We start from the raw sequence: 21,802 nt of genomic DNA on the forward strand, positions 1-21,802 counted from the left end.
AAATTACTGGTTGCGACTCGATTTTTTAGATAAGGCTTATTTTTGTTTTTGAGGTGGAGCGAGCTTTTAAGGTCAAATCGTGTCTCGTTTGGGATCACAGTACGCAAAAATGCCGCCGTTTAATGTCCTTTTTGCATAATACATGGCGGCGTCCGAGCAACTTAATAACGACTCAAACGATTCACCATGTTCAGGGTAACAGGCAATACCTATGCTCGCTGAGAGTGTGACTTCTTGATTGTTATTGACATGAAAGGGCTGGCTTAAACCGGCAATTATTTTTTCAGCCACGCGCCCCGCGTCATCTGGATGGCTGGTGTATTCGAGCAATACGGCAAATTCATCGCCACCAAGGCGAGCAAGCGTATCAGAATTGCGAATACTACTACTCATGCGTTTTGTGGTTTCCACGAGTACGCTGTCACCTGCGTCATGGCCGTAGGTATCGTTAATTGCTTTAAAGCCGTCTAAATCAATAAAAAGTAAAGAAAAGTGCGCACCTTGCTGCCGAGCTTGGACCAGTGCTTGGTCGGCGCGTTGTTTGAATGCCATTCGATTGAGGGCACCTGTTAAGGTATCTGTATGGGCCATGTGTTCAAACTGCAGGTACAAACGCTTGGTTTCGTTAATATCTTGGTGTGTACCAACCATCCGGACTGGATTATGGCTCCGATCCCACTCCATCACCTTGCCTTTCGATAATATCCAGACCCAGAAACCCTCTTTATGCAGCATTCTGAACTCACATTCATAGTTTGGCGTTAAGTCACCAAAGGCTGAATGTATTTTCTCTTGAGCATGGACATAGTCTTCGCTGTGACAGAGTGACTTCCATGTTTCTATCGTGATCGGAGAAAGCGCTTTTTGGCTGTATCCGATGATTTCGGCCCAGCGATCATTCACTACCAGCTGACCACTCGGGACGTGCCACTCCCACGTGCCTACATGTGTACCACGGATAATTTCATCGAGACGACCACGTTCAAGTTGTAACTCATATTCGGTGCGGCGTTTTTTGCGTAACACCAGCCACATTGTGGTCAACACCACACCGAGAAAGATAATAACCAGTGAAGTCGCAATCAGTTGGTGGTCTGTGCGTTTTTCAAGCTGTTGAGTTTGTTCATCAACCATGTGCTCTAGACGATTTTGGTAATGCCACAAGGATTCTTGTGTGGCGCGAAATTCACTGATGTCGGTGACGATAGAAAAAAGCACTGGACTGCCGCGGTAAGAAACCGGAACCGATGAGACTTTAACGGTACGGGTTGAGCCATCGGCCAACTGGTGACGGAACACAAAATAACGACGTTTTTCTAATGCTGCCAGCTTTCGTTCTTCTGCAACCGATTGAGGGGATAAATCGTTAATCTCTGAGATGTTCATTTGCGCCAGCGTATCACGCGAATATCCATAAAATTCGCTGGCAGCTGTGTTAGCAGCAAGAATATCGCCTTTATCAGGGTCGATTAGCATCATGACCAGTGCATGTTTTTCAAACATCTGATCAAATAAATCTGCATGGGGTTGTGACGTTGCTAACGTAAACGGCGCCCATAGTATGCAAATCAATAAGATGAAAGACTGCTTAATCACACAGAATCACTACCCACTAAAACCTAGACTAAGCGTAACACAGAGGTTAATGATTTGTGTGACAAGGGTAGGGGTTACTGTGCTTCATCGCTTATCAGTCACGATAGGTAGTGCCTTTGTGAGTGAATTCACTTTGTTAATACAATGTTTGCATATGATTAGTTTGTACGCGGGCGTTGACACTGCGCTTTCATACGGTGGGGAACATTAGGTAAGTGAGACACACCTGACTCGAGTGCTTTTATGCGAGTGTTGGGAGACGGATGCGTCGAGAGCAGCTCGGGTGGTGCGCCATCAGACGCTTTGGCCATATTGCGCCATAGATCGACACTGGCACTCGGATTGAAACCGGCTTGATGCATCAGCTGTAGGCCAATTTTATCCGATTCTGATTCTTGCGCGCGGTTATAGGGCAGCAAAATACCGACTTGCACGCCAAGTCCTAAACCGGCCATTGCCATGGCGGCATGAGGGCTATCTGATAGAGACATACCGGTAATCGTTAGCCCCAGTGCGGCAAGTTGAGAGCGAGAAAGACGTTCATTACTATGATCGGCTAATACATGACCAATTTCATGACCAATAACCGCTGCTAATTGATCGGGCGTCTCTGCGACATTGAGTAGGCCGGTATAGACGCCTACTTTTCCGCCTGGTAAAGCAAACGCATTCACTTGCTCACTGTCGAACACCACCACTTCCCATTCGGAAAAATTTGATTGAGGCGGAACCACTTTTAAAATCGCTTGAGTCACGCACTGTACGTACGTATTCACGGCTTTGTCCTGACTGATTGGCTGGGATTGCTTCATTTCCTCAAATGAACGCTGGCCTAGGTCAGCCATTTGATTGCCAGAAAAGAGCAAAAGCTGATTCCGGCCTGTGGGTGAATTTGAGCAGGCTGTAAGTGTGAGAATGAAGCAGATAGACAGAATGACTGCGTGGGCCGTGCGTCGCATGATTGTTTCCTGTATCGTTTTACCTAACATGGGCGTGACCGAAGCATGCCGTGAACGGCGCTCAGTTAGTACAGGTAATGTACTGTCTTATCGCCCCGGCGTCTACGGTGCTGCTTTCTTCGTGTTGCGCTAGTCGACGTTGATCATCAGGGCAACCGTTAGCGGTTATTGAATGAATAATAGGTGAGACATGGTGAGCATTTGGAAAAAAGACATGTCGCTCGCGGGGCTAAATGCCTCATCGGCGAATACCTTGGTTGAGCATTTAGGGATTATTTATACGGCGTTTGATGACAACAGCTTAACAGGCACCATGCCGGTTGCCGCGCATACGCATCAACCGCTGGGCATGTTGCACGGCGGTGCGTCGGTGGTGTTGGCTGAAACTTTGGGATCACTCGCCGCTAATATGTGTGTGCCTGAAGGGAAATACTGCGTCGGCCTCGATATTAACGCCAATCATTTACGCGCGATGCGACAAGGCACAGTGACCGGGGTCGCACGCCCGATTCATCTTGGGGCAACCACGCAAGTTTGGAGTATTACCCTCCAAGATGAACGCGGCCGCGATATATGCGTGAGCCGTCTTACGATGGCGGTGCTGACTGATAAAGCACACCGATAAAAGCAGACACCGTGCAAGTCTGTGGGTAGCCTTGCACGGTTATAGGGGAACCCCAAGTGTCAGTTACTCGTGCGAAGCCGTGACTTCATAGCTGGTAAATTTACGCACATTGATCACGCCAGTATCGAAAATCAAATATTGGCCCTTTATTCCTTTCAATATACCGCTTACGTGCGGATTTTTATCAAAGTTGTGGGAGCTTATCTTGGTTGGATGCTCAGTGACAGGGTAACTAAATGTCAGAGCGTCTTGCTCAGCCGGCACAATGGCATCTTGACCAAATTGTAAACGGATATCAGCAAGCTCGGATGCAATGGCCTGGGTGAGGCGTTCCGCTTCTGTTGGTAAATCAAGTACGTCGTTGTCCCCCTTGAGAATCGCACGCCAGTTAGTCTTGTCGGCAACGTGTTTAGCGATTGCCACCTCAACCAGGCCAGATACATGGCGGGTTTTCACACGGAAGATTGGCAAGGCCTGCGTGGCGCCTTGATCATGCCAGCGGGTTGGCATTTGGTTCGCGCGTGTGATCCCGACTTTTAGCCCAGACGTGTTGGCGAGATACACGATGTGGTCGGTCATGCAAAACTGCTCGCCCCATTCAGGCTCCCGGCATGTCCCTTGTGCATAATGACAGGTTTCAGGCTTCATAATACACATGTCACAGCGCGCTAGCTTCTTCATGCAGGGATAACAGTGACCTTGTGAATAGCTTTTTTTGGTTTTTCGACCGCACGCATCACAAAAGATATTGCCAGTGTGTGTCAGGGTGAGCGTGTGGCCCAGTAGCGGGTTAAGGTGTAGTTCTTGCTCACCGACACGGAGAAAATACTGCACGGATGCGCCTGCTTCGGTGCGCATTTTATTTAAGGTTCCAATCACAACATTGCTCTTATCGTTATAAAGTGCAGAAGTGTAACAAAGGAAAGCCTAAAGCGTTAGGTAGGTCGACGCTGGGACGCACTCGTACCTACCTCTCTTATCATTTCATGCTTATCCGAGCCGATTCTCAAAGCGTTTTTGATTGTCAGTAGTGAACTCACGGTAGAGGGTCACCGACACGATCAATACCTCTTTGTGGGTATCTTCACTGACTTGGTTAATCACAAAGTAGTCAGCTTCTTCTTCTTTGACACCACGCTCAACAAGACGAAGTACATCGTCTTGAATATTGCCCTCGATCTCGACATTCGCTGTTTTTTCGAAGTCACCAAAATCAAGGGTTGATTTGGCTATCAGTTCGGGGGCCGCAAGGGCTTGAAAAGACAGAAAAGAGGCGCATAACAGCACCGCAGAGAGAGCTTTTTTCATAATATATCGACACGTCGGTGGATTTGCTGACAACGTAACAAGGGTAGGATGACGCGTTGTCAGCGTGAAGTTAAATTAACGCTGAGGCAATCAGATTAGCGTGTGGCGTCTTCAATATCATCACTAAAGACATCATTGTGGCCCGCTATGTTGGGGCGATGATGCGCCGATGTATCATCAAGATAATCGGCTAGCAGGTCATCATCTGTTGGGATAACCTGATGCTGTAAACTGTTCATTTTTTCTCCTTGAGTGATCGTTAACCCATCACATATAGCAAGGCTAACGGCTCACTGTGTCAATACCATGACATTCCTAGCGGCATTAAGACCTTCTCAACCTTTTGCGATTGGGTCAATCTATTTCGACGCCGACTCAATGTCGAAGCGCGCAACAATCGGGCAATGATCGCTGAGTCGATATGTCATTACCTTGTGGTAGTCAAACTGATACTGAAAACTGTACTGCCATTGATTGGCAAGAGGCTCAGAGACCAAAACATGATCCACTAAGCGGCTGTACATCACCTGGTTCCAAGTTTGAGTGCGCCAATTGTAACGCCGTGCTTTACAGCGTGCTCGCACGTTTTTGGTGACGTTGACGATGTTGGGGGGATTGGCATCGATTTCAAGGCGATGAGCGTTAAATGTATGCCAAAATGGATCATTATTTTCTCCGATATAGCGATTAAAGTCGCCGGCAATGATAACGTTTTTATCATCACGAACCGCGAGCCATTCCGCGAGCGCTCTGAATTGTTGACTCAGTTTTTTACAGCTGCTTGTGCCTTGGCGTTGGTGAAAACATCCCGACTTGAGATGAACGGATAACACGTGAATAGGTGCATGGCCAGGAGGCGTGATCACCACATAGGCGCCATAACGCAAAGAAGGGAGGCCAAACAGTCCGGGTAAGGCAATCTCACGAAAATCCTTCCGATCGTCCACCTGCCAACCTTTGCGCACGGCGATGCCAGTCAGCTGCTGACTGTGAGAAGAGGATTTGAGTGCGGCGTAACGGTCGGAAAAGTAATAGTTATATTTTTCTTTTGGTATCACACGGGCTAACGCCTCAGGGCTATCGACCTCCTGAAATGCCAACACGTCTGGAGAGATCTGCGCCAATATGGCCGCGAGTTGTAGGTAATCCTCTTCATGGCGAATACCAGCCCGTTGATCGGTCTTTAAGGTTAGCCATTCAAAATTCCATGTTGCTACCGTGAGTGCATAGCTTGGGGCAACATATAGCCCTAGCAGCACCAACAGTCCGACGCGTCGAAGCACGATTGCCCCTTACCTTAATCATTTGCTTTTCACCGTGATCCTACTGCAAATATTCAACGTCTAGGTGAGTTCGCGATCAAATTGCGGACAAGGTTTGATTTTCGCTAATAATTGCAACAATACAGATCAGCAAATTGGAGAACAGATAGGCGTTTGAACGGTCGACTTTGGTTATTCGAAAGTTCGATGATCTGAGTCAACACAATCGATCCCGCATTTGCTATCTAATTCCACATCTTGTGTTTATGATGTTTTTATAATCCTATATATGGTGTGGAGGGCATATGCCAGCGGTAATTAAGCGCGACGGAACACGCGTCCCATTTGATGCAGATCGTATCGTTCAGGCGGTGACGTGTGCGCGAGAATCAGCGCAGTCGCTGCGTGACGTTGAATCATGCCCATTGACTGATGAGGCGATTCGTCGTTTAGCGGATACCATTGCGACGCAATTTGCTGGCGATGCCGAAGTAGATATCGATCACATCCAATATGCGGTAGAGGATGTGCTTATGGCTGGCCCGCATAAAGCGGTCGCGCGCGCGTACATTGAATACCGCCACGATAGAGACATTGCACGAGAGCGCCGAGGGCGATTGAATCATGAGGTACAAGGGTTGGTCGGTCAAACGAACACCGAGTTGCTGCATGAAAACGCCAACAAAGACAGCAAAGTTATTCCGACGCAACGCGATCTACTCGCGGGCATCGTGGCGAAGCATTACGCCAAACAGCACATGCTACCGAGCGCCGTTGTCCGCGCCCATGAATCAGGCGAAATTCATTACCACGATTTAGACTATGCGCCTTTCTTCCCCATGTTTAATTGCATGTTGATTGACTTAGCCGGCATGTTGCAAAAAGGCTTTAAAATGGGGAACGCAGAAATTGCCCCGCCTAAGTCGATTTCGACCGCCACAGCGGTGACGGCACAAATTATCGCGCAAGTGGCGAGTCATATATACGGTGGCACCACCATCAATCGTATTGATGAGGTGTTAGCGCCTTACGTTGAAGCAAGCTACCAAAAACATTTACTTGTGGCGCGAGAATGGGCCATTACTGAGCCTGAGGCATATGCGCGAGCAAGAACCGATAAAGAGTGCTTTGATGCGTTTCAATCGTTGGAGTATGAGGTAAACACCTTACATACGGCCAATGGGCAAACCCCGTTTGTTACGTTTGGGTTAGGGCTCGGTGAATCATGGTCTGCACGTGCGGTACAACGTGCTATTTTAGCCAACCGTATTGCCGGTTTGGGCGAAAATCGCAAAACCGCTGTGTTCCCTAAATTGGTCTTTTGCATTCGCGAGGGCTTAAACCGACAGCCTGACGATCCGAACTATGACATCAAGCAACTTGCGCTTGAATGCGCCTCAAAACGAATGTATCCCGATATTCTCAATTATGACCAAGTTGTATCGGTCACCGGTTCGTTTAAAACCCCGATGGGCTGCCGAAGCTTCTTAAGTGACTATGAAGAAAACGGCGAATTGATCCATGAAGGGCGGAATAACTTAGGCGTGGTCAGTGTCAATTTACCCAGATTGGCGATTGAAGCAGAAGGGGATGAAGACGCCTTTTATGCGCGCCTCGATGCAACGTTAAATATTGCTCGTCAGGCACTCGATACTCGAATTGCGCGTTTTAAAGGGGTAAAAGCCCGCGTGGCGCCCATTTTATACATGGAAGGTGCATGTGGGATCCGCCTTAACCCAGATGATGAAGTCAGTGAGATTTTCAAACATGGCCGAGCATCGATTTCGCTAGGGTATATTGGCCTACACGAAACGATTAATGCCCTTTATGGCAGCACGCCGCATCTTTACGACAGCGTGGTCAAGCAAAAGAAAGCGAAAGCGATTGTCGCCTACTTGCATGATGCGACCGAACGCTGGAAAGAAGAAACAGGCTATGGCTTTAGTTTGTATAGCACCCCGAGTGAGAATCTCTGTAGTCGTTTTTGCCAGCTTGATACGCAAGCCTTTGGTGTGCTTGAAGGGGTGACGGATAAGGGCTATTACACCAACAGCTTCCACCTCGACGTGGAAAAACAAGTCACACCTTACGATAAAATCGATTTCGAAATGGACTATCCACGCTTAGCCAATGGTGGCTTTATTTGCTATGGCGAGTATCCCAACATCCAGCATAATTTAGAAGCGTTGGAGAACGTCTGGGATTATAGCTACGATCGCGTGCCGTACTATGGCACCAATACGCCGATCGATGAATGCTATGAATGTGGGTTTACCGGCGAATTTGACTGCACCAGCAAAGGCTTTACCTGTCCGGCATGTGGTAATCACGACCCAGCGCGCGTGTCGGTGACTCGTCGCGTCTGTGGCTATTTGGGTAGCCCGGATACACGTCCATTTAACCCAGGTAAGCAGCAAGAAGTGATCCGCCGCGTTAAACATATGTAGGGAGTATATCGTGCATTATCACCAGTATATCCCGGTCGATATTGTCAATGGGCCTGGCACGCGCTGCACTTTGTTTGTCTCAGGTTGTGAGCATCAATGTCGGGGCTGTTATAACAAAGCCACATGGCCGCTGAAAAGTGGCCACCTTTTCACTGATGTGATTAAAGATCAGATCATTCGTGATCTTCTCGATACACGGATCCCGCGGCGCGGTTTATCGTTAAGTGGTGGCGATCCTTTGCATCCTGCTAACCTCGACAGTGTAAAAAAATTGTTACAAGAAGTGGTGTTAAGTGCCCCGGATAAAGACATTTGGTTGTGGACAGGCTACACGCTGGAACAATTATCCTCTGAGCAGCAAGAGGTGGTGGCGTTGATTGATGTGTTGATCGACGGCAAATTTATCCAAGCAGAGGCCGATCCAAACCTCGTATGGCGGGGGAGTGCCAACCAATGCGTACACTTTCTGTCCGAGCGTGCGCAACATCGACAAGAGAATCGCGGGTAAGAGGTTGCCAATTTTCCCGCATGGGGTAGGGTATAGCGTATCTTGAGCATCCAGGCTTAAAAGGACGTATTACTATGTTAGATCTGCTCTCGCCTGCCCAGCAGGATCCCATTCTCTCTTTGTCACTGGCTTATCGTGACGATCCGCGTGAGCATAAAATGGACTTAGGCATTGGCGTTTACCGTGATAGTCATGGTCAAACGCCAATTATGCAAGCCGTTAAAGCGGCACAACAATCCCTAGCGCAAACTCAGCAAACGAAAGCCTATGTTGGCCTGGCCGGCAATGAAAACTTCAACCAAGCTATGGTCGATCTCTTACTCAAAGGGACGGACGCATATGACCGTTGTGCCGCCGTGCAAACACCAGGCGCAAGTGGGGCGCTGCGTATGCTGGCCGATCTGATGAATCTCGCGAAGCCGGTGACCACCGTATGGTTGACAGACCCCAGCTATGTGAATCACAAGCCGGTGATGGAAGCGGCAGGCCTGACGGTGAAATTCTATCCGTATTTTAATCGTGAGACCAAAATGGTGGATGCCGATGCCATGCTGAATGCCTTATCACAGGCGGGCGCCGACGATGTGGTATTGTTACACGGTTGTTGTCATAACCCCACGGGTGCTGATATAAGCCTGAAGGAATGGGAAGCGATCACAGAGCTTGCAAATCGCAACGGATTTACCCCCTTTGTTGATATTGCCTATCAAGGCTTTGGTGATGGGGTAGAAGAAGATGCTCGGGGTTTGCGTCTTTTAGCCGATAATGTTGAAGAGCTATTAATTGCGACATCTTGCTCTAAGAGTTTTGGCTTGTATCGAGAACGTACAGGCGCGGCGATTGTGGTGGGTAAATCTGCCCAAGAAGCGCAGAATGCGAAAGGGCGCATCATGCAACTGGCGCGCAGCACCTATACCATGCCACCGGATCACGGTGCCGCAATTGTCGAAACCATTTTGACGGATGATGCGCTTACGCAGCAATGGCGCAATGAAATTAAAGCCATGAACACCCGCATTAATGCCTTACGAGAAGGCCTGACGTCAGCCCTTCGCGATCGCACAGGTGACGGTTATTTTGATTTTATCCAACACCATCGTGGTATGTTTTCCGTACTTGGTTTGACTGGTGAGCAGATCCATCAGTTGCGAGACAAACACGGCGTCTATGCGGTAGGAGATAGCCGGATCAACATTGCTGGTCTGGCAGAGCGACACATCGATAGGTTGGCCGATGCGCTGGTGGATGTGACGTCATAAACAATGATAATCACATAAAGGCATTAGCATACGCCCGTCGTACTTCGGTACGACGGGTTTTTTATAACTGCGTACACATAATGTGATGTCCCCCCACGCTTTTTTTACAACACAAGATTTCGGTGTCTTATACTCATATCTCTAAGTTGTAAATAAAATAGGGAATGTTCATGCAACCGACTCGATCACCTTTTGCCACCATACAAGGTCGATACAGTATCGGATTGATCGTCTTTTTACTGATCGCGACGATCCTAACTGTTTTTAGCATACAGACATGGATTGCACCGACGCTAAAAAAAGAGGGAGAAGAAAGACTTAAGCTTAACCTGAATGAAGTGGGCCGCGATATTACCTTCGCCCTTCGTGAGGTAAAAGCGCAGCAGCGCGCCATTACGCAACTTATCCCAACCTTAACCAGCGCCCAAATCGATACCCAACTACCGCACCTTATTGATCAGTACGGCAACCCTCTGGTATTTGGAGGCGGTATATGGCCACTACCTAATAAACGCCTCGCGGGCGTTGATCGCGCCTCCACCTTTTATCACCGTGATGATAGCGGACAATTGGTTGAAAATACTTACTGGAATAGCGACGAGGCCCCAAATTATTACACCCAACCTTGGCATCGTGCGGGTCAAAATGCGCCTCGGGGAGCATGCGTTTGGGCCAATGCTTATAAAGATGGTGCCAGCGCTCAGCCTCGTACCAATTGTGCCATGGGGATTTATCAGCAAGGCAGCTTATATGGTGTAGCAACCATTGATGTCACCCTTGGCTTTTTTAACCAACTGGTCGCGGAAAAGCAAAAAGCCTTAGATGCCAACATTGCCATTGTGGAATCCGATGGCAAGATCCTTAGCCAAAGCCGTGGTGGTTTCACGCGTGACGATGTACTTAAATCGGTCTCACGTTTCAACACGCCTTTTGCCAAGGCTATTGATACGGCTCTAAATCAACAGACGCAGCGTTTGATCTTTGAAGGTAAAGACCAGGAGCAAACTTTATTGCTGTCGCCAGTCTCTGGTACGCCATGGACGCTGGTCGTTGCCAAGCCAACCTCGGCACTCACGGCGCTGAGCGATAAAATTCTCACCACCCTTGCTTGGATCCAGTTACCTCTTATCGGCTTATTGCTCGTGGTCATGCTCATTGCCTTTAAGCGACTTCATGGCCGATTTGCGACATTTAAGCAAAATGTGGATAGCTTATCTTCAGGCGATGCGGATCTCACACTACGATTGCCGACAAAAGGTAATGATGAGCTGGATAGCATCTCTCATTCAGTGAATGACTTCATCGCGTACTTGCAAGACTTAGTACAGAAAGTGATGAGCGCAAATCAAACCTGTTCGAACTATGTTGAGCAAATCAGTCATGATGCTAGCCAAACCTTATCGACATTAGATGCCCATGTAAGAGAAACAGAAGGCGTTGCTACCGCGATTAATCAGCTAAGTGCCTCTGCTTCTGATGTCGCGGAAAACGTTAATCAAAGCCATGATGTCACGCGTCAGATGCAATCAGAAGCCCAGCAAGCGCGTGAAGAGACGCAGGCATCGACACGCAGTGTCTTAGCCCTTGTCGATAACGTGGAAACCAGTGAGCAAAAAGTCGCGCAAATGCGAGAGCATACTAAAGCAATTGAATCGATTCTCGGCGTGATTGGTGATATTGCAGAACAGACTAACTTACTGGCCTTGAATGCGGCGATTGAAGCGGCTCGGGCGGGCGACCAGGGACGCGGTTTTGCGGTTGTCGCGGATGAAGTGAGAAACCTCGCCTCGCGGACGCAACAGAGCACCGGTGAAGTCGATAAGATGTTGGCACAGGTCAGTGACGCTGTGACACAGGCTAGTCAATCCATGCAGGAGACGAGAGAGCAGTGTGTCTCATCTTCAGAGAGTAGCCAACAGGTTGAGCAGCGGATTGAAACCATGACCCAATCGGTGACGCAGGTTGACGAGCTAAGCACGCAAATCGCAACAGCCGCCACCGAGCAAAGCCAGGTCACTGAAGATATTAGTCAAACCATGACGTCTATCCGTGATATCGTCGCCAAGCTGCATCAACATGGGCAAACTACCGAGCAGCGAGCACATGATTTACAAGCGGCAAATACGGCGTTGCAACAATTAGTGGGGCAATTTAAAGTCTAGCTGCATCCTTGCCAAAGGGGCCGAATGCCCCTTTGGCATGTGACTTGTTGTCATGTCACTGGCTGTATTAACGCTTGTTTTTGAGGTAACGCTTACGGCGGGCCTCTTTTTTAGCGGCTTTTTCTTCCTCTCGGCGGGCGTTGTCTTCTTCAACCTGCACCAGTTCGGTTTCAATCATGTCCGGTTTCTCTAACGTGAGGCCACCTAGCGCACCGGCGCGTAAATCATGCAACAGCACTTCCGAGGCTTTGTGCAAGTCAACCCGCCCTCCCGCGCGCAGACAACCGCGCTTGGCACCAATCGCTTCCATCAACTCAATGTCTGTGTCGGGTAATAGATCAAGCTGATAGCGTTCTTGTAGCCGCTCGGGGTAGGCACTCGCCAAGTACTCCACAGTATAAAAAGCCACTTCGTCGTAGTCCATTGCTGTATCTTTCACAGCGCCGGTTGCCGCGAGACGAAAACCGCTATGTGGGTTCTCAACCTTTGGCCATAAAATTCCCGGTGTATCAGAGAGCACTACGCCGTTTTGCAAGTTAATCCGTTGCTGCTGGCGCGTCACGGCGGGCTGGTTACCTGTTTTTGCAATCACTCGACCAGCAAGGCTGTTAATGATGGTGGACTTGCCTACGTTAGGGATCCCCATGATCATCGAGCGAATATTTTTACCCATGGCTTCGCGATGAGGGGCCAGTGCGCGGCACCGCTCCATGATTCGATTGACTTCACTTTGCTGCTGCGTGGTGATCGCCATTGCTGAAACGCCTTGCTCTTGCTCCAAGTGGGCCATCCAAATATCTGTCATAGCCGGATCGGCAAGATCGCGTTTGTTCAATACTTTGATCACTGGCTTGTCGCCACGCAGTGTGCGGATCAGAGGGTTTTCGCTACTAAAGGGGATGCGTGCGTCTAGCACTTCGATGATCACATCGATCTTAGGGACGACTTCTTCGATTTCTTTGCGAGCCTTGTGCATATGGCCCGGAAACCACTGGATCTTGTTGTTAACCATGTTTGTACAACCTTGCTGATGCGAATGCGCCAACGTCATACAAGTCAGTGGCGCGACAATGGCGCGCATCATACCACTTAACGGTATCGATGAGAAAAGCTGGGGTGTGCTACTAAATAATAACTACTTATCTTTCTTGCTCGGGCTCAACTGCTTATCACACCATTTTTCAATAGAGGGTGCGTATAAGGTGAACAGGCCAATGATCATGGCGATGGCGCAGATTACATAGATAGCTGGCATTACACCCCTCCTTATTGGTTAACTTTAGTATACACCTTGTTTAGCCTTTCCTCGGCCTCAAGTGCCGAGGATTGCCATATTTTTAGGTTAGGTTGATGAAGATGGTTTAGTATCCGTATCAAACTGCTTGATCAGGACTGAGGTATCACTTCGACCGTATCCGCGTTGTTGCAGCTGCCTGTACTGTTGATCCACTTGCTCGGTTAAGGGAAGGTTCACGCCTAATTTGGCGGCTTCTTCTAAACAAAAGCCCAGATCTTTACGCATCCAATCAATCGCAAAACCAAAATCAAACTGATCCTGTGCCATGGTCGATGCGCGATTATCCATTTGCCAGGAGCCCGCGGCACCGTGCTTAATGGCATTGATCATCTTTTCGATATCGAGATCAGCGGATTGCGCGAAGGTGAGTGCCTCGGATAACCCTTGCAAAACGCCGGCAATACAAATTTGGTTGGCCATTTTACAGCGCTGGCCGCTACCATTTGGGCCAATATGCTCAATCGCACTGGCGTAAACAGTCATCACAGGTTCAGCATGACGAAATACAGCAGGATCGCCACCCGCCATAATAGTAAGTTTGCCGTTTTCGGCGCCCGCTTGACCTCCGGAGACAGGCGCATCCAAAAAGTGAATACCTTGTCGATTACACACGTCGGCAAGTTCAGTCGCCAGCTCTGCAGAGGTGGTAGTGTGATCCACCAAGGTACTGCCTTTTTTCATATTGGCCAGCACACCAATGTCGCCATAGACCACACTGCGTACGTCATCATCGTTACCTACGCACATAAAGACAATGTCAGCGTCAGTGACTGCCTCAGCAGGGGTACATCCACTCTGTCCTTGATAGGTTGTACACCAGCTTTCGGCCTTGCCGGGGGTTCGGTTGTAAACCCGGGTTGGGTAGCCGTTACGTTGCAGGTGGCCGGCCATCGAAAATCCCATCACGCCGAGGCCAATAAAAGCCACTTTGGTCTTGTTCACTTGCATATCGTCACGCTTCCCTGTTGTGGATTAGGTAGTAATCTATCAAAAACTTAACCTTTCTTGTATATGTCAATGTTAAGCTTGTATCATCTTCTTTTGTGTTGTGGCACGGATTATTATGACAGCACGACAACCATTCTCATTAACCATCGCGCATATTAACGATACGCACTCACACTTTGAGTCTACGCCTGTCTCGCTCAGCTTAGATAGCGAAGACACACGGGTATATGCCAATTGCGGTGGATTCGCACGCATTGCATCGGCGGTGAAGCACTTTCGTCATCAGGCTGAACAAAATCAGCACGGCTTTCTGTTTCTGCACGCCGGTGATTGCTTCCAGGGCTCGCTGTATTATTCCTTGTTTAAAGGAAAAGCAAATGCCGACATGCTTAATCGCCTTGGGATCGACGCGATGGCCATCGGTAATCATGAACTGGATCAAGGCAATGGGCCCGTTGCCGATTTTCTCGATGATATTAAGTTTCCTTTACTTGCCGGTAATTGGCATGTGGATGATGAAGCAAAAGACAAGCAAAAACGGGTAAGCGATAAGCCTAGCTTGATGCCATACCTGCCAGAGCACGCACGTGCGAGCACCCTGATCAAAACCTACGCGGGCCATCAGGTTGGTCTGTTTAGCTTGGCGGTTGAGAAAATGGCGGCACTGGCACATCCCGATCACGATACGCCGTTTTTGCCTGCCACCCAGATAGCTAAAAATACGGTGGCGTATTTGCGTGCTCAAGGGGTCAACACCATTATTTTGTTAAGCCATCTTGGTTATGACAAAGACAAGGCACTCGCAGCAGCAGTCAAAGGCATTGATGTGATTGTGGGAGGGCACACACATGTCTTACAAGGCGATTTTCAAAATATTGGTCTCGAGGCCCAAGATCCATACGGGTATCAAGTTAATGATACTTGGATTGTGCAAGCCGGGTGCCATGCGCAATCTATTGGCCGTTTTACGTTATCCATCGATGAAAAAGGTCGGCCAACAGCCTTTAATGGTCAAAATTACGTGCTGCTTGGACGCAGTTTGGCGATGGATGCGTCGCGCGAGCAGCAATTAACCGACACCTCTTATCAAGCGGCGCGCGACTATCTGAATAGTCAGTCGAATGTACTCATTTTGCCGAGTGATTTAGATCTAAAACGCCACTTGCAACAGACATATCGTCCACAAGTGGCACAATTAGAGCGTGATATTGTCACGCATGTGCCCGAGCGTTTACGCCATGTTCGCGTCCCTGACGGCGAAGGTAGTAGCGACGTGGCCCCTTTGGTCACCGAGAGTTTTCTTTGGGCGGCGCGTGAGCAAGGGATTGATGCGGAGTTTGCGATACATAATGCGGGAGGAGTTCGAGTTGGATTGAACGCTGGCCCGCTTTCTGCTGCATTAATTGCCGGTACACTGCTGCCGTTTGCGATCGACGTGATCGCGTATCGAGTGACAGGCGAACAAATCCGCAGCGCGTTAGAAGGGGCAATCAACAACGCGACCAACAATGGCGTTGCTGGTCTTGGGACCGGCAGTTTCCCGTATTGTGCCGCTATCCGTTATCGTTATGAAGCGTGGCGCCCGATGGGGCAGCGCATCACCCAATTAGAAATCAAACGGGGTGAGCATTGGGTGGCGATGGACGATGCGCACCGATATACCGGTGTGTCCTCATCTTATACGGCACAAGGTAAAGAGGGCTATGACGCACTGCAGACAGGCCGTCGTCGCTCAATTGGTTTATCAATGGCGGAGTGTTTTATTCGGTATGCACGGCAGCAAAACGCACTCACGCTCCCGAGCCAGCCTTTAGTGTGTTATTTGAGTACACCCGATCAGACTCAAACCTGTTGGGGTCAATAACTTGGCCCATCCTTTGCTTATTCATCGATAGGTTGCACGTTCGGCATAACATTGCCGTTAGATTAAGTTTGGATCGTTATTGTCGATAACCGTAATAGGTGCTCTGAATGTAGCCATACTATCGAAAGGTGAAGATGATGGAAAAACGTGATTGGTTTGATGTGGGGTTGATTAGCTTTTGGCTGATAGCTTGGGCATCTTTGGTTTATTTTGTACCGGTTGTATAAACGAGCCGCGCTAGGGTACCTGCGTGTCAGCGCGATGCGCGTGACGTATGGCCCAGCGAACCAAAAGAGGCTGTAGGTAAATGGGTAACTGAATGGCACCGATTAAGGGTAAAAATACCGGGCCAAGTGCGACGCCGGCAACGGTATAAGTCAGTAATACATTGCGATTTACGGCGGCCACCGCGGCGATCATACTGGCTGCTTGTCCTTGTCGTCGGTATAAACCGAAGGCAATGGTAAAAAAAAGCATGCAAATTGCGACTGAAATTGCTAACAGTTCTAGGGCATACGCTTGATCGTTTTGCCAGGTTTCTCCAAATGGCCCCACCAGCCCCAAAGGAAAGCTAAACACCAGCACAATAGTAAACTGTGCGAGCTTGCCGTGAATGCGTTTGAGTTTTTCGGGCTTGACCAGCGCGTGAAAAATCGCGGCGAACGCCATGGGCCCGAAAATAAATACCACTAATCGAATCACGTAGCTTTGTAAATCCAGTGAAAAAGCATCACCACTGAATATTGTTAAATTGACGAATAAGACAACTGGCATCAGCAACGTTGAGGCGATGGTGTAGGCCATGGCGATCAGCGCGTCCATGCCTAACGAACGGATAATGGCGGGTGTGGCAAACAAGGAGCCGGTTGCGCAGACCCCACTAATCGCGAGTAATAACCCTGTCGATGCACCCAATAACCAAGCGATCGAACAGGTTATCAGCGTTAATACCACCGCATGAATAAATGCATATACCCACACTTGCCACTGGCCCAGTGCTTTTACCAGTAAACCTTGGTGGATGCCAAGCAGTGTAAATAGCATCAGCGCAAACAAAACATAGGGAAGAAAAGGAAACAACGCTAGCGATACCGCTGGAAATGCAAAGCCAATCAGCGCAGCAATAAAAAGAAAGATCGCAGAGTGTCGGGCTAGAAACGCAAGCATGGTCAACACCTTAGTGACATGTGTAACATTGATGTTATCAGGTTTTAATCGATAATCGAGCGATAAATCGCCATTTTTAATAAGTAAGACACGGCCATGTGCAAGTGACAAGGTATCGCATGGGTGTGGAGACGGCTTTCAAACAAAATAAATATAATGACAGCTCAGGGGAACGTAAAAGCAAATAGGCGCTTTTTTAACCGTAAGTTAACATGATTTTCTGATTAGCGATTGCTTGCTTTTCGGATTATAAAAACTAATCCTATGCTTTAATTTTCATCAATTTATCATTGTGGGTTAGCCGCCTATACTACGCGCCGAGTGATTCAGAAAATAAAGCGAGGATCGTATGACGACTGCAACGGTTAATATGACACGTTCACGTCGATCTTACGCGGTAACTATCAAAGGACTGATCGCTCATGCCATGGATGTGTTGTTTACCCGCAGCACGCAAGCACCTGCTTATGATGCAAGCCGTTTACCGGCGCATTTGCAGCGTGATATCGGCATAAACCGATAAGACGACAAAAACGTAGACAGAACGCGAAACGCCACATCATCGAGATGTGGCGTTTTTTTATTTGTGGTTTAATCACCCTTGGCATTAACCAATCATATATTGCCTGATTTGTCCGAGCCGAAAGATAAAAAGGAGTAAAGAAAGATGGGATGGTTTTCCGCACTTTTTTCTGGTGGTCAATCGAAACAAGCTAAAGCGACTGTGACCCCAACAGATTACAAAGGCTATTTGATTTACCCCGAAGCGACCGCAGAAAGCGGCCAGTACCGTGTATGCGGGCGTATTTGCAAAGAAATCGATGAACAGGTGATGACCCATCACTTTATCCGTTCTGATCTATTGGGAAATCAAGACGATGCAAATAGCTTGATGATCACAAAGGCCAAAATGATGATTGACCAGAATGGCGACAAGATTTTTGCGCGTGGCGGTTAGGCGATGCTGAGTGATACCAAAATTAATGCATAACTATGAACAATAAAAACAGATAAAGTGTCGATTGGATCACATTTATACCCTAATGGCGATCCTCGCCCTGTGGTGATTAAGGAATAAACTCGTTAAGTTAAGGCTGTTGCGTTGCTAAGCACAAATTACTGACCCCCGCAACTGAGTGAACAATGGGTAAAACCGTTTTCAATACGAATTTAGTCAGTGAATGTCTCTCAGGTGGTACTCACCTGTGACGATTAAAAAATTTTTTATAAGCCAACATTCAGGGAATAGCTATGCAGATTGGTGTTCCAAAAGAGAGGCTCGTTAATGAAACGAGGGTAGCTGCGACGCCAAAGTCGGTGGAACAGCTTATCAAACTCGGTTTTGACGTAGTGGTAGAAAAGGGAGCGGGCGAAAAAGCAAGCTTCGAAGATACTGCGTACGAACTTGCCGGGGCGACCATTGTTGATACGGATGCCGTTTGGCAGTCTGAGGTCATATTTAAAGTCAACGCACCGGGTGTGATTGAACAAACCGGTCAAGATGAAGTGGAACGACTACAAGCAGGCACCACGCTTGTCAGCTTTATCTGGCCTGCCCAAAACGAAAAGCTACTTGAGCGATTATCGGCGCGCAATGTTAATGTGATGGCGATGGATGCCGTGCCGCGGATTTCTCGAGCACAATCTTTAGACGCGCTGAGCTCGATGGCAAACATTGCGGGCTATCGCGCTATTGTCGAAGCGGCCCACGAATTTGGCCGTTTCTTTACCGGGCAAATCACCGCGGCCGGTAAAGTACCGCCTGCCAAGGTATTTGTTGCCGGTGCAGGGGTGGCAGGTCTGGCTGCGATTGGTGCTGCCGGGAGCCTAGGTGCCATTGTTCGTGCCTTTGATGTTCGCCCAGAGGTGAAAGAACAAGTTGAAAGCATGGGCGCTGACTTTCTTGAAGTGGATTTCAAACAAGACAGTGCAGGCAGCAGTGATGGCTATGCCAAAGAGATGTCGGATGAATTCAATCAGGCTGCGCAAAAGCTCTATGCGCAACAAGCAGAAGATGTCGATATTATCGTCACCACGGCGCTGATCCCTGGTAAACCTGCGCCAACGCTGATTACTAAAGAGATGGTAGACAGCATGAAATCCGGGAGTGTGATTGTTGATTTGGCAGCCGCCAATGGTGGCAACTGTGAGTACACCGAAAAAGACCAAGTCATCACCACGCCAAATGGGGTCAAAGTGATTGGCTACACCGATATGGTAGGGCGCTTGCCGACTCAGTCATCACAACTGTATGCCACTAACTTGGTTAACCTCACCAAACTGCTTTGCAAAGAAAAAGACGGCAATATCACCATTGATTTTGACGATGTAGTCGTACGTGGCGTCACCGTTATTAAAGAAGGCGAAGTGACGTGGCCTGCACCGCCGATTCAAGTGTCGGCACAACCGAAAGCGGAACCTAAACCCGAACCTGCACCGAAAGCAGAGGCGAAAAAAACGTCACGGGCAACCAAGTATGGCTTAATGGCCGCCGGGTTGGGGGCGTTTGGCTGGGTAGCCAACTACGCCCCAAGTGAGTTCCTTTCTCATTTGACCGTGTTTGTGCTTGCCTGTGTTGTGGGCTACTACGTGGTCTGGAATGTAACCCATGCGCTACATACGCCACTGATGTCCGTCACCAATGCGATTTCAGGCATCATTATCGTCGGGGCGCTATTGCAAGTAGGACAAGGGATCGGTTTTGTTACCTTCCTCTCCTTCATTGCCGTGTTGATCGCCAGTATCAATATTTTTGGCGGCTTTACTGTTACAAAGCGCATGCTTGAAATGTTCCGTAAAGGGTAAGGAGAAAGAATGTCTGAAGGATTGGTACAAGCTGCGTATATTGTTGCCGCACTCTGTTTCATTCTGAGTTTGGCTGGGCTCTCAAAGCAAGAGTCTGCGCGTGCCGGTAACTACTACGGGATTACCGGGATGGCCATCGCGCTGGTGGCGACGATTTGGGGTCCCGATGTTCAAGGCGTTGGTTGGATTATACTCGCGATGATCATTGGTGGCGCGATTGGTATTTACTACGCCAAACGGGTTGAGATGACCGAAATGCCGGAGCTGGTGGCGATGCTGCACAGTTTTGTCGGCCTGGCGGCGGTATTAGTCGGTTTTAACACCTATATTGATCATCCACCGCTGACTGGTGCGATGCTTAATATTCATTTAGTTGAGATCTTCTTAGGCGTGTTTATTGGTGCAGTGACTTTCACCGGGTCGATTGTCGCCTTTGGTAAATTGCGTGGCGTGATCTCGTCGAAAGCGCTGGCGTTACCGCATCGTCATAAGCTTAACCTTGCCGCCGTCGTGGTTTCCTTTTTACTGTTGATTAACTTCGTCAATGCCGAAGGCTCCACGTTCGCACTCATTGTAGTGACGCTCATCGCGCTGGCCTTTGGTTATCACCTTGTTGCCTCGATTGGCGGCGCAGACATGCCGGTTGTGGTGTCTATGCTGAACTCGTATTCCGGTTGGGCAGCGGCAGCGGCAGGCTTTATGCTGGCGAACGATCTACTGATCGTCACGGGGGCATTGGTTGGCTCATCGGGTGCCATTTTGTCTTACATCATGTGTAAGGCCATGAACCGCTCATTCATTAGTGTGATTGCTGGTGGCTTTGGTTCAGATGGCACCGCGTCATCGGGTGATGAAGAGGTCGGTGAATACCGCGAGAGTACCGCTGAAGAAGTCGCAGAAATGCTAAAAGACTCCAACAGTGTTGTGATCGCACCCGGCTATGGTATGGCCGTTGCGCAAGCGCAATATCCTGTTTACGAAGTAACAGAAAAACTGCGTAATATGGGCATTGACGTGCGATTCGCGATTCATCCCGTTGCAGGGCGTTTGCCTGGGCATATGAATGTGTTGCTCGCAGAAGCGAAAGTCCCCTATGACATCGTATTAGAGATGGATGAAATTAATGATGATTTCCCAGATACGGATACGGTACTGGTGATCGGAGCCAACGATACGGTTAACCCCGCCGCAATGGATGACCCGTCTAGTCCCATTGCGGGCATGCCCGTACTTGAAGTCTGGAATGCTAAAAATGTGGTGGTCTTTAAACGCTCAATGAATACCGGCTATGCTGGGGTACAAAACCCATTGTTCTTTAAAGACAACAGCACCATGCTCTTTGGCGATGCGAAACAAAGTGTCGAGGCTATTTCTAAAGCGCTATAGTTAAATTCAAAGGCACTATAGTTGAACTCTGGGACGCTATTATTTTAAAGAGCTCGTCCTTCAAAAGAGCCAGTGATTCAGCTGGCTCTTTTTTTGTGCACGATCGCCGGCGCTGGATGTGAGTAAAAGCTATCTTGCCTAATAGCTATCTTGCGTAAAAGGCCATCTTGCGTAATAGCTATCTTGCATCCTGACAGTCTGAACTTACA

General features: G+C 48.7%; 19 protein-coding genes. 10 read left to right on the plus strand and 9 right to left on the minus strand.

Annotation, left to right across the window (positions count from 1 at the left end; genetic code table 11):
- Positions 1–72: 72 nt before the first annotated feature.
- Positions 73–1,596 carry a sensor domain-containing diguanylate cyclase gene (locus BZG80_RS08580; RefSeq protein ID WP_077679137.1) on the minus strand — a complete coding sequence of 508 codons (1,524 nt, stop codon included), beginning with the start codon at positions 1,594–1,596 and terminating at the stop codon, positions 73–75.
- A gap of 158 nt (positions 1,597–1,754) precedes the next feature.
- Complete coding sequence (locus tag BZG80_RS08585) at positions 1,755–2,555, minus strand: M48 family metallopeptidase (protein ID WP_077679138.1); 801 nt, start codon at positions 2,553–2,555, stop codon at positions 1,755–1,757.
- A 193-nt stretch (positions 2,556–2,748) separates the two neighbouring features.
- Here BZG80_RS08585 and BZG80_RS08590 point away from each other — a divergent pair, with 193 nt between their 5' ends.
- Entirely contained in the window at positions 2,749–3,180 is a 432-nt protein-coding gene (locus BZG80_RS08590) for a hotdog fold thioesterase (RefSeq protein WP_025744795.1), read from the plus strand.
- A gap of 63 nt (positions 3,181–3,243) precedes the next feature.
- Here the strand turns inward: BZG80_RS08590 and BZG80_RS08595 are convergent, their stop codons facing one another.
- The 4 genes from BZG80_RS08595 to BZG80_RS08605 form a co-directional block, all read right to left on the minus strand.
- Complete coding sequence (locus BZG80_RS08595) at positions 3,244–4,038, minus strand: DUF2797 domain-containing protein (protein WP_077677550.1); 795 nt, start codon at positions 4,036–4,038, stop codon at positions 3,244–3,246.
- 132 nt (positions 4,039–4,170) lie between these two features.
- Positions 4,171–4,488 carry a hypothetical protein gene (locus BZG80_RS08600; RefSeq protein WP_077460778.1) on the minus strand — a complete coding sequence of 106 codons (318 nt, stop codon included), beginning with the start codon at positions 4,486–4,488 and terminating at the stop codon, positions 4,171–4,173.
- A gap of 95 nt (positions 4,489–4,583) precedes the next feature.
- The gene (locus tag BZG80_RS15890; RefSeq protein WP_158009982.1) at positions 4,584–4,727 is read right to left on the minus strand and encodes a hypothetical protein; all 144 of its coding nucleotides are present in this window, start codon (positions 4,725–4,727) and stop codon (positions 4,584–4,586) included.
- Positions 4,728–4,847: 120 nt separating this feature from the next.
- Entirely contained in the window at positions 4,848–5,771 is a 924-nt protein-coding gene (locus tag BZG80_RS08605) for an endonuclease/exonuclease/phosphatase family protein (protein ID WP_158011537.1), read from the minus strand.
- A gap of 284 nt (positions 5,772–6,055) precedes the next feature.
- On the opposite strand from BZG80_RS08605, the gene nrdD reads away from it, so the two are divergent.
- The 4 genes from nrdD to BZG80_RS08625 all read left to right on the plus strand — a co-directional run bounded on the left by nrdD (position 6,056) and on the right by BZG80_RS08625 (position 12,126).
- A complete protein-coding gene (gene nrdD / locus BZG80_RS08610) occupies positions 6,056–8,197 on the plus strand; it encodes an anaerobic ribonucleoside-triphosphate reductase (protein ID WP_077679140.1) in 2,142 nt (713 codons plus the stop codon).
- Between the two features lie 10 nt (positions 8,198–8,207).
- A complete protein-coding gene (gene nrdG, locus BZG80_RS08615) occupies positions 8,208–8,705 on the plus strand; it encodes an anaerobic ribonucleoside-triphosphate reductase-activating protein (protein WP_077661307.1) in 498 nt (165 codons plus the stop codon).
- Positions 8,706–8,779: 74 nt separating this feature from the next.
- Positions 8,780–9,964 carry an amino acid aminotransferase gene (locus tag BZG80_RS08620; RefSeq protein ID WP_077460774.1) on the plus strand — a complete coding sequence of 395 codons (1,185 nt, stop codon included), beginning with the start codon at positions 8,780–8,782 and terminating at the stop codon, positions 9,962–9,964.
- Positions 9,965–10,134: 170 nt separating this feature from the next.
- Positions 10,135–12,126, plus strand: a complete 1,992-nt coding sequence (locus BZG80_RS08625) for a methyl-accepting chemotaxis protein (protein ID WP_077679141.1) — start codon at positions 10,135–10,137, stop codon at positions 12,124–12,126.
- A gap of 67 nt (positions 12,127–12,193) precedes the next feature.
- Here the strand turns inward: BZG80_RS08625 and ylqF are convergent, their stop codons facing one another.
- Both ylqF and BZG80_RS08635 read right to left on the minus strand, forming a co-directional pair.
- Positions 12,194–13,138 (minus strand): ribosome biogenesis GTPase YlqF, encoded by a 945-nt coding sequence (gene ylqF, locus BZG80_RS08630; RefSeq protein ID WP_077645949.1) that lies wholly within the window; start codon positions 13,136–13,138, stop codon positions 12,194–12,196.
- A 330-nt stretch (positions 13,139–13,468) separates the two neighbouring features.
- A complete protein-coding gene (locus BZG80_RS08635; protein ID WP_025744797.1) occupies positions 13,469–14,365 on the minus strand; it encodes an NAD(P)-dependent oxidoreductase in 897 nt (298 codons plus the stop codon).
- A 121-nt stretch (positions 14,366–14,486) separates the two neighbouring features.
- On the opposite strand from BZG80_RS08635, the gene BZG80_RS08640 reads away from it, so the two are divergent.
- Complete coding sequence (locus BZG80_RS08640; RefSeq protein ID WP_077679142.1) at positions 14,487–16,235, plus strand: bifunctional metallophosphatase/5'-nucleotidase; 1,749 nt, start codon at positions 14,487–14,489, stop codon at positions 16,233–16,235.
- Positions 16,236–16,472: 237 nt separating this feature from the next.
- On the opposite strand, the gene BZG80_RS08645 is transcribed toward BZG80_RS08640, so the two are convergent.
- The gene (locus tag BZG80_RS08645) at positions 16,473–17,402 is read right to left on the minus strand and encodes a hypothetical protein (RefSeq protein ID WP_198532933.1); all 930 of its coding nucleotides are present in this window, start codon (positions 17,400–17,402) and stop codon (positions 16,473–16,475) included.
- Between the two features lie 349 nt (positions 17,403–17,751).
- Here BZG80_RS08645 and BZG80_RS15970 point away from each other — a divergent pair, with 349 nt between their 5' ends.
- The 4 genes from BZG80_RS15970 (at position 17,752) to pntB (ending at position 21,593) form a co-directional block, all read left to right on the plus strand.
- On the plus strand, positions 17,752–17,925 hold the full coding sequence (locus BZG80_RS15970) for a hypothetical protein (RefSeq protein WP_021023852.1): 174 nt from the start codon (positions 17,752–17,754) through the stop codon (positions 17,923–17,925).
- A gap of 144 nt (positions 17,926–18,069) precedes the next feature.
- Positions 18,070–18,360 (plus strand): HlyU family transcriptional regulator, encoded by a 291-nt coding sequence (locus BZG80_RS08650; protein ID WP_021023851.1) that lies wholly within the window; start codon positions 18,070–18,072, stop codon positions 18,358–18,360.
- 293 nt (positions 18,361–18,653) lie between these two features.
- The gene (locus BZG80_RS08655) at positions 18,654–20,207 is read left to right on the plus strand and encodes a Re/Si-specific NAD(P)(+) transhydrogenase subunit alpha (RefSeq protein ID WP_077576969.1); all 1,554 of its coding nucleotides are present in this window, start codon (positions 18,654–18,656) and stop codon (positions 20,205–20,207) included.
- Positions 20,208–20,216: 9 nt separating this feature from the next.
- A complete protein-coding gene (gene pntB / locus BZG80_RS08660) occupies positions 20,217–21,593 on the plus strand; it encodes a Re/Si-specific NAD(P)(+) transhydrogenase subunit beta (RefSeq protein ID WP_021023849.1) in 1,377 nt (458 codons plus the stop codon).
- The last annotated feature ends 209 nt before the right edge of the window (positions 21,594–21,802 follow it).

Origin of the sequence: Salinivibrio sp. MA440, from assembly GCF_001996265.1 — a bacterium.
Lineage (GTDB): Bacteria > Pseudomonadota > Gammaproteobacteria > Enterobacterales > Vibrionaceae > Salinivibrio > Salinivibrio costicola.

What these genes read in the sequence shown, in the direction of transcription:
- BZG80_RS08625 (WP_077679141.1), top strand. Translation starts at nt 10,135, where the DNA reads ATGCAACCGACTCGATCACCTTTTGCCACCATACAAGGTCGATACAGT.
- BZG80_RS08650 (WP_021023851.1), top strand. Translation starts at nt 18,070, where the DNA reads ATGGGATGGTTTTCCGCACTTTTTTCTGGTGGTCAATCGAAACAAGCT.
- ylqF (WP_077645949.1), bottom strand. Translation starts at nt 13,138, where the DNA reads ATGGTTAACAACAAGATCCAGTGGTTTCCGGGCCATATGCACAAGGCT.
- BZG80_RS08640 (WP_077679142.1), top strand. Translation starts at nt 14,487, where the DNA reads ATGACAGCACGACAACCATTCTCATTAACCATCGCGCATATTAACGAT.
- BZG80_RS08620 (WP_077460774.1), top strand. Translation starts at nt 8,780, where the DNA reads ATGTTAGATCTGCTCTCGCCTGCCCAGCAGGATCCCATTCTCTCTTTG.
- BZG80_RS15890 (WP_158009982.1), bottom strand. Translation starts at nt 4,727, where the DNA reads ATGAACAGTTTACAGCATCAGGTTATCCCAACAGATGATGACCTGCTA.
- nrdD (WP_077679140.1), top strand. Translation starts at nt 6,056, where the DNA reads ATGCCAGCGGTAATTAAGCGCGACGGAACACGCGTCCCATTTGATGCA.
- BZG80_RS08655 (WP_077576969.1), top strand. Translation starts at nt 18,654, where the DNA reads ATGCAGATTGGTGTTCCAAAAGAGAGGCTCGTTAATGAAACGAGGGTA.
- pntB (WP_021023849.1), top strand. Translation starts at nt 20,217, where the DNA reads ATGTCTGAAGGATTGGTACAAGCTGCGTATATTGTTGCCGCACTCTGT.
- BZG80_RS08645 (WP_198532933.1), bottom strand. Translation starts at nt 17,402, where the DNA reads ATGCTTGCGTTTCTAGCCCGACACTCTGCGATCTTTCTTTTTATTGCT.
- BZG80_RS08585 (WP_077679138.1), bottom strand. Translation starts at nt 2,555, where the DNA reads ATGCGACGCACGGCCCACGCAGTCATTCTGTCTATCTGCTTCATTCTC.
- BZG80_RS15970 (WP_021023852.1), top strand. Translation starts at nt 17,752, where the DNA reads ATGACGACTGCAACGGTTAATATGACACGTTCACGTCGATCTTACGCG.
- BZG80_RS08595 (WP_077677550.1), bottom strand. Translation starts at nt 4,038, where the DNA reads ATGCGCACCGAAGCAGGCGCATCCGTGCAGTATTTTCTCCGTGTCGGT.
- BZG80_RS08600 (WP_077460778.1), bottom strand. Translation starts at nt 4,488, where the DNA reads ATGAAAAAAGCTCTCTCTGCGGTGCTGTTATGCGCCTCTTTTCTGTCT.